Origin of the sequence: Microcoleus sp. MON1_C5 (assembly GCF_036701875.1) — a bacterium.
In the GTDB taxonomy this organism is placed as follows: domain Bacteria; phylum Cyanobacteriota; class Cyanobacteriia; order Cyanobacteriales; family Microcoleaceae; genus Microcoleus.
Genome location: NZ_JAUBRN010000052.1, coordinates 41,586 through 53,902 on the forward strand (window position 1 = coordinate 41,586; position 12,317 = coordinate 53,902).

Sequence of the window (12,317 nt, forward strand, 5' to 3'; positions counted from 1 at the left end):
CTCATGGCGGAGGGTTGCGTGCATGGCCGTAAACGGCAGCACTTAAAATAGTAGATGTCCCCACGAAGGTTTCACTATTCTGTACTTTTGATAAACACATTCTGCCAGAACAGGAGTTCACAATGGCAAAAGCCCCAAAAATACCACTCGAACCAGAGATTACAGATAAACAAAGAGAAGCTGCAGAAGCAGAAATTCGGGAAAAGCAAAAAACTGTTGACTATGACACAAAAGAATATCCAGTGGAAGTGCTGGTCCAGAAATATAGAGATGGGCTAGAGGAAGACATCAGCGAATTGTATATACCAGACTATCAACGAGAGCTAATTTGGGAAGAAACTCGGCAGTCAAAGTTTATTGAATCTATCTTTCTCGGGCTACCCATACCCTATATTTTTGTTGCTGACTTACGACCCAAGAAAGAAGATGATGAGGATGATTTAGCTCGGCTAGAAATTGTTGATGGAACCCAACGTATCCGTACTTTAGATAGATTTCTAAGTAACGAGCTAAAGCTGTCTGAATTAGAAAAACTAAGAAATCTTAACAACTTCAAATTCAGCGATTTACCGCTGGCAAGACAGAGGCGATTTAACCGAGCTACCATTCGCATGATTGTGCTAACGGAGAAAGCTGATGAAGAAACCAGACGCGATATGTTTGAGCGTATCAATACTGGTAGCGTCCAACTAAATGACATGGAGAAGCGTAGAGGCATATCTCCTGGCCCGTTTGTCAATCTTCTTGAAGAACTAGCCAAAACTCCCAAATTTATTAAACTATGCCCCTTGTCGGAGGCACTTGTCCGCAAACGGGAACCAGAAGAATTTGTCCTTCGTTTTTTTGCATATTTAAATAATTATAAAAACTTTGACAAACGAGTTAATGAATTTCTTAATGAATATCTAGAAGAACATAACCATAATGGAATTAACCAAGATGGTATGCGCTCTGAATTTCATACAATGTTAGACTTTGTTGAAAAATACTTTTCCAATGGCTTTAGCAAATCAAAAGGTCATGTTAAAACACCAAGAATTCGATTTGAGGCAATTTCTGTAGGTGTTGCACTTGCCTTAAGAGAAAAAAATGATCTTGTGCCAAAGTCAATGAAATGGATTGACTCACCAGAATTCAAGGAATATACTACTTCTGACGCAAGTAACTCCAAACCTAAAGTAATTAAGCGTATTGAATACGTTCGCGATCAACTTCTCGGTAAAGCATGAGTAGCACATTATTTCAGGACTTCAATGAACGTTCTAAAGAAGTAAGCAAATATTTTATGTTCTTGAAGAGTTTGGAGCAGGGAACTACTCAATTAAGTATGCAAGGTCAGGGAGGAATTTCTAAAATCAAAGAAATTGATTCGGAGTTAATTAAGACGTTAAAAGCTAGTGGTTTTCTGTTGCTCTATAACCTAGTGGAATCAACAATGCGAAACGCGATCCAAGCAATATTTGATGAACTCCAAGGTCAAAGAGTTTCCTACGACCAAATTAGACCTGAACTTAAAAAAATAGTCCTCAAGAACTTAAAGAAGCGAGATCCTGACAAAATATTTTCAAGCATAACAGCTATTTCCATTGACATTATTATTGCTGGTTTTGATAAAGAAGATCTTTTTTCGGGAAACTTGGATGGTAGAAAAATACGAACGACGGCAACTGAGTATGGATTTTTACATAGAACTGACTCTGTTAAAACTGGTGACGGAATAGATTTATTGATAATTAAGTCAAATAGAAATGATTTAGCACATGGCTTGAAATCTTTTGCAGAGGTAGGAAAAGATAAAACTGCAGATGAGTTATTAGAAATTAAGAATAAGACGGTCAGATATTTAAGGCAAATACTGCAAAATATTGAACAATATTTATCAAATCAAGACTACTTGGATTCATCTATTGTAGGCCCTCCGTAACTAAACTCTTCAATATGATTGAGGATGCTTTGGGCTATAACTTGGCCAAGTTTGACAGGCACAGCATTGCCAATCAATCGCCCTACTATATCGATCGCCACTGGTTTATCAGGGTCTACAAACTGATATGCTGGTGGAAAAGTTTGCAATAAAGCTGCTTCTCTGAGAGAAATAGCCCTATCTTGTTCCGGATGACCAAATCGACCATTACCAAAACCAAAACACTGTGTAGTAATAGTTGGGCTAGGTTTATCCCACTCCATTCGACCATATACTCCCGGATAGGTTTTACCACTCTTTTTTAGGTGGCATTCTGCAATTAAGTTTTGAGGCCAATCTCGCCAAGTTCCTCCAGGTTTGGAAGCACGAATACGACGCTGATTTAATTCAGAAAGTTTACTACATCTATGTAGCCAATCTTTTTTAGAAGCTTGACCCGCAGAAAGGGGTTCAAGGTGTTCAATAGTTTGTCGTACTGTTTTGTATTGTTCTAGGTGATGTGTGGCGGGAATTAAGTTAATTTTACCAAATTTTGAAGCAAGTAAGACTAATCGCTTTCGAGATTGCGGAATTCCATAATCTAAACAGTTAACTTCATAAGACTCAAAGCAATAATTTAATTTTTTCAACAGGTTAATAAATTCATCAAAAACTGAATGATGTTTTAACTGAAGCACATTTTCCATAGAAATAACCTCTGGTTGGCATTCTTCAATCAGACGAGCAAAATCGCGACCTAGTTTCCACTTCAATTGTTGATCGTTGTAGCGTCTTGAATAACTTGAAAATGGTTGACAGGGAGCGCATCCTGCTAAAATGTTTATACTACTGGTAGAAAAATGTTCTGCCAAATCAGAACCGGTGATATTTGCGACATCTTGTAATATAAATTTTGCTTTGTTGTTGTGTTCGTATGGAAATTTACACGCGGGATCGATATCATATCCAGCTTTGACTGGAAGACCTGCTTGTTCAAACCCATGCGTTAGCCCTCCAGCACCACAAAATAAATCTACTGTAGAGATGCTTCTAGTCATTAACTCCCTCTTGTTAGGATACCCGACCCAACAGGGTAGTCTAGCGTATTTGACTACGAACTACAAGACAGCAAGTTAGCACATTACTTTTACTGATTGTACCTCATGCGGTTGAAAACCGCTCTATACCCGACTGGTAAATATTATACCGGGCGATTAGAAATCGCACAGTTTACGGGAACACAAACGAAGTCCGCCTGCGCGCGTTCTCAAGAGTCCGCCTGCGCGGACTTCGTTTGTCTAGGCGCTGTTTTTTCTCCTAACAGCAACCGCCGCCGTTATAATGCCAAGTCGAATCCGTAATTAACACCTTATCCGGCATTAATCCGCCCAACTTCCCAGCAGTTTTATCGCACACCGCCGCCGGAACTCCCCGCTGCAAAACGTGACCCGCCCCGTCATCAAACAGCTCTTCAGACCCCGCATAAATAGCAGTCTTGCCAGTAAAAATGCAAGCTCCATCATCCGGTACAGGCACTTTGAAAGACACCGAATCCAGGCTTTCTAACAGCAAATCCGCATCCAATTGATAATTGTGTTTGTCCAGCAATCGGTAAGGCCTTCTCGCCCGCACTTCCACTTGCCCAAAACCAACGTCTACAAGGTGTTGAACGTATTCTTCGTATGTCAGAGCACCCGACAAACACAGGGCGCGCAAGCGATCGTCTTGCTTCAAATGCTGCGGAATTGGCCGAGTTGCGATCGGATCGCTCATCAACAATCTGCCACCCGGTTTTAACACCCGATAAGTCTCTTTTAATGCTTTAGCTAAATCTGCTGGTTCAAAGATATTAAACAAGCAGTTTTGAGCGACAACATCTACAGAAGCATCCGGCACTGGCAACGCAAAAGCATCGCCTTCACGAATTTCTACAAAACTCGCATCAAACCAATCATTTTCTTGGGCCGCAATTTGCAAGTTTCGTGCAGCCGCATCTCGCATTGCTGGAACCGGATCGACGGCAATAACCGCTCCTTTGTGTCTAGAAAAATATGCAAATTGTAGTGCTTCCAAGCCGCCGCCGACGCCGACATAAAGCACGAAGGGATTGCCGACAAGTTCGGCGGCGTGAACGGTTGTGCCGCAGCCGTAATTCATTTCTTGCATTTGTTCGGGAATTTTTAATCCTGGCAATTGCAAGGGACTGCTTTGGACGCAGCAAAGTCCGATTTGGGGTGTTTCGGCAACATCACTGTAGAATTTGGCTGCTGTTTCGAGGTAGGTCATTTTTTAGTGTCCTTTAATTTTTAACCGCAGATGGAGCACGGGCGGAACCCCCATGCCACGAAGAAGCCCCGAAAGATTTTGTTAGGTGGCAAATTCGACTTTTTGTTCGGATTTGGGCGGATTTTCGGGTTCGGAAACAGTTGTTTTGGGATCTGCTAATTCGGTGGTTGGCTGGCTAGGAGTTTCAGCGGCAACTGGTGGCGTTGGCGGTACAAGATTGGGAGACTCTTCTGGTATCGCGGGAGCGACTACTTTTGGTACTGGAGCTTTTCCTGTTATTTCTGGCAGGGTTGGTGGCACTGAAGGATTAGCAGGTTGGGGCTCTTCACGCAAGAAGTTGCGGAACCGATTGTAGTATCCTTTATATTCCTGTTTTTTTGTTTGGGGAGTTGCTGTTGGGGTCGGTTCTATTATTTGAACTGGTGCAACAACTTTCGGGGTTTCTAACTGGGGAGTTGCTGTCGGTGTCGGTTCTATTACTTGAACTGGTGCAACAACTTTCGGGGTTTCTAACTGTGGAGTTGCTGTCGGTGTCGGTTCTATTACTTGAATGGGAGCAACTTCGGGAGCGACTGTTGGCTCTAAGCTCGGTTGAGTAACAGGGGTTTCTGGAACCGCTGGTGAGGGTTGGACAACTGGTGTTTTTTCTAATGCAGGTGTCGGTGTCGGTTCGGGGGTTGGGGTTGGTTTGGGTTCGGGAGCTTGGTAGGTGCGATCGACTATACCGCGAGCTTCTGCTGCTGTTAGTTCGCGCCGCACTAATTTTGAAAGAGTATCTTGACCGAGGGGTTGGTAATTTATCAGTCTGGCTGTATTATTAAAGGCGTTTTTGACAATTTTTCCTCGTTCGTCAATTAATTCTAGCTGTACCCAGTTTTTCCCTGGTGTGAATCCTTTAAGATATATAGGTTGCCACTGGTCGATCGCAAAGCTTTCGCCGTTCACTGTGGCTCGAATTTTCCAATCGAGTATTTCATCTTGGGAATTTTCTTGCGCCACTTCGTGCGGGGGGGCATTTGTCAAGTAAAAGTCGAGCAGGATGGGTTCTGCCCCGTAGCTGCCTTGGGGGCTGTTGTACGTTAATAGGGGCAATGTTCGATCGGGATTATTGTCGTCTGTTTTGGTAAAAACGTGAAAGGTGGTTTGAGCTGCGGCACCTTCGTTTTTAAAGCTTTCTTCCCAAGGGCGAGCGGCGAACACCTGCAGGGTATGGGTTCCGGGTTCTAAGTCGGAGAGCGTTAAAGGTTGGTTGATGTCGTAAACTGCTGCATAAGGTTGGTTGTCTAATAAAACTTGCAGATGGGGGCCCAAACCCAAGTTTGCATCTTTGAAAATGGGCAAGTCCTTTACTTGGAACTGAACAGACACATTTATATCCTGAAGCACTTGGTCAGGTTTTGGATTCAAAATACTAATTTGAGGCTGGTAGATTTCTAGAGCCTGACGCAGTTGTTGAATGGCTTCTGGGGGAGAAACCTCTGAGATTCTGTTTACTGGGGCGGTAGCTGAGTCGCTCTTGTTCCCTGATTTGGGCAATTCGGGATGACCCGCGCCACAACTTGCTAAACCCAAAATTAATATTGCTGCTGCGAACAATGCCAGCAGCCTGCCCGCAACCGTTCTGTGCCAATTGATCCCAATCACGCAACCATACTCCTAGAAGCCTTCTCATAGGGAACTATAGCCCAAAAATGAATTTAGTATTGGGGAATTGCCGCTCAGGAATTCCAAAGCTGCGTAGGAACCCGGATTGAGGCAGCAGCGGCCAACCCATCTTCTCGCACTCTTAATTCCCGCAGCCTTATTCCAAAACATATATCTACAAATGAGTATTCCTAAATTACTTTATCTTTGAGTTTTGTAAAGTTAATGGCAGTACCCCTTGACTTTTTCGAGGGACTGTGGGATTTACAGGCGTTATTACATCAATAATTGAGCCTTTTTTAAGTATTGTTAACAAGCGATTAATACTCCTCTAGCAAGCTTATAATTCATAAAACTCCCTCAAAAGGAGCAGCCGTATCAAGTCTGAATCAAGGACGCGATCGGCGGCTCATCTGGAGAGAAGAGTTGGCAGTACCCAGTCACATTGTTAGCGACACTGGGAAACTGGCTTCTTCAAAGAAGCAAAATGCTTGGGGAGACGATGCACCTGCGTCTAGCTCTGCAAAGAGTAAAGTGTAGTGCAGTGTCGGCTTTTTCGAGAATCCCCCGCCCAATCAAGCGCGGGGAGTGTCCGGTACATTATTCAGTTCTCGTTCCTTGTCTTACCGAGAGGAGAGTCTTCATGACCATTAGTCCTCCAGAGCGAGAGGTAAAAGCTAGGGTAGTAGTCGATAAGAATCCGGTTCCAACTTCTTTCGAGAAGTGGTCAAAACCCGGTCATTTCGATCGCACTCTAGCTAAGGGACCAAAAACCACCACTTGGATTTGGAACCTCCACGCTAACGCTCACGACTTTGACAGTCATACAAGTGACTTAGAAGACGTTTCGCGCAAAATCTTTAGCGCTCACTTCGGCCACTTGGCAGTAATCTTCGTGTGGATCAGTGGCGCATATTTCCACGGCGCTAAATTTTCCAATTACGAAGCTTGGCTGACAAATCCTACAGCCATCAAGCCCAGCGCTCAAGTGGTCTGGCCGATTTTTGGTCAAGAAATTTTAAATGCAGATGTAGGCGGCGGCTTTCACGGAATTCAGATCACCTCTGGTCTATTCCAGTGGTGGCGCGCCAACGGCATCACTAACTCATACCAGCTATATTGCACTGCGATCGGCGCCCTGGTAATGGCAGCTCTGATGCTATTTGCCGGTTGGTTCCACTATCACGTCCGCGCTCCGAAACTGGAATGGTTCCAGAACGTGGAATCGATGATGAACCACCACTTGGCTGTGTTGTTGGGCTGCGGCTGCTTGGGCTACGCGGGACAGCAAATTCACGTGTCGCTGCCAATCAACGCTTGCATGGACGCGATCGATGCAGGTTCACCGCTGACAGTCGGCGGCAAGCTGATCAAAACAGTTGCCGACATCCCCCTGCCGCACGAGTGGATTTTGACACCGGGCTTGATGGCTGACATCTACCCGAGTTTCGCTAAAGGTTTAACCCCCTTCTTCACCCTCAACTGGGGCGCATACACAGACTTCCTGACCTTCAAAGGCGGTCTGAACCCCACCACAGGCGGTTTGTGGCTGACTGATACAACACACCACCACTTAGCTTTGGCAGTGCTGTTCATCGTCGCTGGTCATATGTACCGGACGAACTGGGGCATCGGCCACAGCATGAAAGAAATCCTAGAGAACCACAAAGGCCCCTTCACTGGTGAAGGTCACAAAGGTCTCTACGAAATCCTGACTAATTCTTGGCACGCGCAACTGGCGATTAACTTGGCACTGATGGGCTCTCTGAGCATCATCGTGGCTCACCACATGTACGCGATGCCTCCGTATCCGTACATCGCGACCGACTACCCGACTCAGTTGTCCATCTTCACCCACCACATGTGGATCGGCGGATTCCTGATCGTTGGAGGAGCCGCTCACGGAGCAATCTTCATGGTGCGGGACTACGAACCGAGCGGCAACGTCAACAACCTGCTCGATCGCGTGATCCGTCATAGAGATGCGATCATTTCCCACCTGAACTGGGTTTGTATATTCTTGGGCTTCCACAGCTTCGGTTTGTACGTCCACAACGACACGATGCGGGCTTTCGGTCGTCCTCAAGATTTGTTCTCGGATACCGGGATTCAGTTGCGTCCGATATTTGCCCAGTGGGTGCAAAACATCCACGCCTTGGCTCCGGGCACAACAGCGCCTAATGCTACGGAAATCGTCAGCCACGCTTTTGGCGGCGGTGCAGTAGTAGTCGCCGGCAAAGTAGCGATGATGCCGATCGAGTTGGGTACGGCGGATTTCATGATCCACCACATCCACGCTTTCACAATTCACGTTACAGTCCTGATTCTCTTGAAGGGCGTGTTGTTTGCACGCAGTTCTCGCTTGATTCCTGACAAAGGCAACTTGGGTTTCCGGTTCCCTTGCGACGGCCCAGGCCGTGGCGGCACCTGCCAAGTTTCGGGTTGGGATCACGTGTTCCTCGGCTTGTTCTGGATGTACAACAGCATCTCGATCGTGATTTTCCACTTTAGCTGGAAAATGCAGTCGGACGTGTGGGGAACAGTAGCGCCAGACGGCACAATTTCTCACATTACCGGCGGCAACTTCGCACAAAGTTCGATCACGATTAACGGCTGGCTGCGGGACTTCCTCTGGGCGCAAGCTTCTCAGGTGATTCAGTCCTACGGTTCGGCACTGTCGGCCTACGGTCTGATGTTCCTAGCTGGACACTTCGTCTTCGCCTTCAGCTTGATGTTCCTGTTCAGCGGCCGCGGCTACTGGCAAGAACTGATTGAGTCCATTGTTTGGGCTCACAACAAGCTCAAGGTAGGTCCCTCCATTCAGCCTCGCGCTCTGAGCATTATTCAGGGTCGGGCTGTGGGTGTAGCTCACTACCTCCTAGGAGGAATTGTCACTACGTGGGCATTTTTCCTAGCGCGAATCATTTCGGTAGGGTAAACTACCCCTAGGTTTTGGATTCTCGATTTGGGAGGAATCTCAAATCGAGAATCCAAACTCAGAACCGAATCCCTTCAATTTTGTTCAGGATTCAGGATTAATCAAGGCTTATGGCAACGAAATTTCCAAAATTTAGCCAAGACCTTGCCCAAGACCCGACCACACGGCGGATCTGGTACGGGATTGCCACAGCACACGACTTTGAAAGCCACGATGGCATGACGGAAGAAAATCTTTACCAAAAGATTTTTGCTTCTCACTTCGGCCACATAGCAATCATTTTCTTGTGGACTTCGGGCAGCCTGTTCCACGTAGCATGGCAAGGTAACTTTGAACAGTGGATTAAAGACCCCCTAAACGTCCGCCCGATCGCTCACGCGATTTGGGACCCCCAATTCGGCGCTCCTGCAGTAGAAGCTTTCACTCAAGGGGGCGCTTCTAACCCAGTAGACATCTCTTACTCCGGTGTCTACCATTGGTGGTTCACTCAAGGGATTCGGACAAACGCTGACCTGTATCAAGGAGCTATCTTCTTGCTACTACTGGCGGCTGTCTTCCTGTTCGCAGGTTGGTTGCACCTCCAGCCCAAGTACCGCCCCAGCTTGTCTTGGTTTAAAAATGCTGAATCTCGCCTCAACCACCACTTGGCTGGTTTGTTCGGTGTCAGCTCTTTGGCTTGGACTGGTCACATGGTTCACGTTGCTATCCCCGAATCTCGCGGACAGCACGTAGGTTGGGAAAACTTCTTGTCTACCCCGCCTCACCCGGCAGGTTTGGCTCCGTTCTTCACTGGTAACTGGAGCGTATACGCCGAGAACCCAGATGCACCGAACCATGTCTTCGGTACTTCCGAAGGCGCTGGAACCGCAATTCTGACTTTCTTGGGTGGCTTCCACCCTCAAACAGAATCCCTGTGGCTGACAGACATCGCTCACCACCACTTGGCGATCGCAGTTCTGTTTATCGTTGCCGGTCATATGTACCGGACTAACTTCGGTATCGGTCACAGCATCAAAGAGATGTTGGATTCTAAGGCTGGTTTGGTCGGCGGCAAGAGTGAAGGGCAGTTCAACTTGCCTCACCAAGGCTTGTACGAAACCTACAACAACTCGCTGCACTTCCAACTGGGAATTCACCTCGCTGCTTTGGGCGTGATCACCTCCCTGGTAGCACAGCATATGTACGCGATGCCTCCCTACGCTTTCATGGCGAAGGACTTCACGACTCAGGCTGCGCTGTATACCCACCACCAGTACATTGCTGGATTCATCATGGTCGGCGCTTTCGCCCACGGAGCTATCTTCTTGGTGCGGGACTACGATCCTGAAGCAAACAAAGGCAACGTGCTCGATCGCGTGTTGCAGCACAAAGAAGCGATTATCTCTCACTTGAGCTGGGTGTCGCTGTTCTTGGGCTTCCACACTCTCGGTCTGTACGTTCACAATGACGTGGTAGTTGCTTTCGGAACTCCTGAAAAGCAAATCTTGATTGAACCAGTGTTCGCACAGTTCATCCAAGCTGCTCACGGAAAAGCTCTCTACGGCATGGACGTGCTGTTGTCTAACCCTGACAGCCTTGCTTCTACCGCTTGGCCGAACTACGCTAACGTGTGGCTCCCAGGCTGGTTAGACGGGATTAACAACGGTACTAATTCTCTGTTCTTGGCGATCGGACCTGGCGATTTCTTGGTTCACCACGCGATCGCACTAGGCTTGCACACCACCACCTTGATCTTGGTCAAGGGAGCTCTGGATGCACGCGGTACTAAGCTGATGCCGGACAAGAAAGACTTCGGTTATGCTTTCCCTTGCGACGGCCCCGGCCGTGGCGGTACTTGCGACATCTCTGCTTGGGACTCTTTCTTCCTGGCGATGTTCTGGATGCTGAACACCCTGGGTTGGGTAACGTTCTACTGGCACTGGAAGCACCTGGGCATCTGGCAAGGTAACGTGGCTCAGTTCAATGAGTCTTCTACCTACCTGATGGGCTGGTTCCGCGATTACCTCTGGCTGTATTCCGCTCAGTTGATCAACGGTTACAACCCGTATGGTACTAACAACTTGTCTGTCTGGTCTTGGATGTTCTTATTCGGACACCTTGTTTGGGCAACTGGTTTCATGTTCCTGATCTCTTGGAGAGGTTACTGGCAAGAGTTGATCGAGACTTTGGTTTGGGCTCACGAGCGCACTCCTTTGGCTAACTTGGTTCGCTGGAAAGACAAGCCTGTTGCTTTGTCGATCATCCAAGGTCGCGTTGTTGGTTTGGCTCACTTTACTGTGGGATACATCCTCACTTACGCCGCCTTTGTAATTGCCTCGACGGCCGGGAAATTCGGGTAACTCTGAACTCTGGTTTCTAGGTAATTAACTAAAATCCCCCGCCTTCTGGCGGGGGATTTTTTTAGGTATTTTGGTTAATGGAAGCTGTTAATCAGGAATCTGATGGCGATCGAGTTTTTCCAAAACCCTTTATGTCAAAGCTGTGTGCGATAATTGAATCCTACAGAGAAATTTATAGTGCGATCCTAGTAAAATGAGTAGTTAGGTTCCCAAGTTTCGGGGATAAGTGGTTTATCGAGAGGACGGGGTTGTGAATACAATTATTGACACACAAGTGCTTTCATATCGTTTCAAGGAGATTGAGAACGATGTCCACGACGGAAGCCGAGCTATTTCATCAATTACAGCTAATGAATTCTTACTGGCTCAGCCCCGAGACTCAAAGCAACCTGACTACTACATTCTTCATCCAGCTAGATACTCGGTAATAAATTCAGAAGAACGTGATTTTGGTATTCCCGAGCATTTTGGAAATCCTAAATGGGCCAAGGGAGGTGCTTGTCGGACAGACCAAGTGATTATCGACTTTGGCAGTCAGTTCTCTGCATATCGTGAGTTTGGAAACGAAGCAATTGCTGAGGTTATTAACAAAAAAAAGTATGGCGTATATGAACTCAGTGTTTCTCATTTATCTAAACAAAAGCAGAAGTACCTCAAAAAACGGTTGAAATACATTTTGGATAATAATTATCGTTGTTACTCTCTAACTAGAGCGACAATAGAAAATGGGTTGACTCTGTTTTCAGAGTTTGCTGCTCAACATAACTGCAAAAGCAATATTCGTAACACTATCAATGACATCTTAATACTGGCGACTGCTGTGGACAGAAAAAAGAAATTTATAACATATGATAATGTGCTAAATCGTTTTGCTGCTGAGTATTATGAGGCATCAGCTCACCAAAACGAAGATGAATTGATAATCGATTTTTCCGAGGAGACAACTGAAAGTAGAAAAAGTAAGGAAAGTAAAGGATATGTCAATAGGGGTTGGAGTTACTCGGTTCGTAATAACCGAGAGGTACAGGGAACCTAACAACCCGCTTGTACCCAACCGCATTAAGATTGTCTATTGGAAGCAAGAAGGTATCCGTGGTGGGTGAAGCGAAAGCTTATGACATGGTTCTTACAACGGAACTTACCCCTCACGCTTGATCGCGAGAGTTTTCAAACCCCCTGGCAGCGGTCGAACTGGGTGAGAACCCTC

At 46.5% G+C, this 12,317-nt stretch carries 8 protein-coding genes; 5 read left to right on the forward strand and 3 right to left on the reverse strand.

Annotation, left to right across the window (positions count from 1 at the left end):
• Positions 1–122 precede the first annotated feature (122 nt).
• The gene (locus QUA71_RS22130) at positions 123–1,229 is read left to right on the forward strand and encodes a DUF262 domain-containing protein (protein ID WP_333288313.1); all 1,107 of its coding nucleotides are present in this window, start codon (positions 123–125) and stop codon (positions 1,227–1,229) included.
• Complete coding sequence (locus QUA71_RS22135) at positions 1,226–1,924, forward strand: MAE_28990/MAE_18760 family HEPN-like nuclease (RefSeq protein ID WP_333288315.1); 699 nt, start codon at positions 1,226–1,228, stop codon at positions 1,922–1,924. Before QUA71_RS22130 ends, QUA71_RS22135 begins: the two co-directional genes overlap by 4 nt.
• Here the strand turns inward: QUA71_RS22135 and QUA71_RS22140 are convergent.
• The 3 genes from QUA71_RS22140 to QUA71_RS22150 form a co-directional block, all read right to left on the reverse strand.
• A complete protein-coding gene (locus QUA71_RS22140) occupies positions 1,891–2,961 on the reverse strand; it encodes a DNA cytosine methyltransferase (RefSeq protein WP_333288317.1) in 1,071 nt (356 codons plus the stop codon). The genes QUA71_RS22135 and QUA71_RS22140 overlap by 34 nt on opposite strands.
• 259 nt (positions 2,962–3,220) lie before the next feature.
• Positions 3,221–4,189, reverse strand: coding sequence for an arsenosugar biosynthesis arsenite methyltransferase ArsM (gene arsM, locus QUA71_RS22145; protein WP_333288319.1), 969 nt, complete (start codon positions 4,187–4,189; stop codon positions 3,221–3,223).
• An 81-nt stretch (positions 4,190–4,270) separates the two neighbouring features.
• On the reverse strand, positions 4,271–5,833 hold the full coding sequence (locus QUA71_RS22150; protein WP_333288320.1) for a hypothetical protein: 1,563 nt from the start codon (positions 5,831–5,833) through the stop codon (positions 4,271–4,273).
• Positions 5,834–6,476: 643 nt separating this feature from the next.
• Here QUA71_RS22150 and psaA point away from each other — a divergent pair.
• From psaA to QUA71_RS22165, 3 genes are all read left to right on the forward strand, one after another.
• Positions 6,477–8,771: a photosystem I core protein PsaA gene (psaA, locus tag QUA71_RS22155; RefSeq protein ID WP_333220614.1), complete on the forward strand. Its 2,295-nt coding sequence runs from the start codon at positions 6,477–6,479 to the stop codon at positions 8,769–8,771.
• A 110-nt stretch (positions 8,772–8,881) separates the two neighbouring features.
• Positions 8,882–11,110, forward strand: coding sequence for a photosystem I core protein PsaB (gene psaB, locus QUA71_RS22160; RefSeq protein WP_190659912.1), 2,229 nt, complete (start codon positions 8,882–8,884; stop codon positions 11,108–11,110).
• Between the two features lie 250 nt (positions 11,111–11,360).
• Positions 11,361–12,146 carry a hypothetical protein gene (locus QUA71_RS22165; protein ID WP_333288322.1) on the forward strand — a complete coding sequence of 262 codons (786 nt, stop codon included), beginning with the start codon at positions 11,361–11,363 and terminating at the stop codon, positions 12,144–12,146.
• Positions 12,147–12,317: the final 171 nt, after the last annotated feature.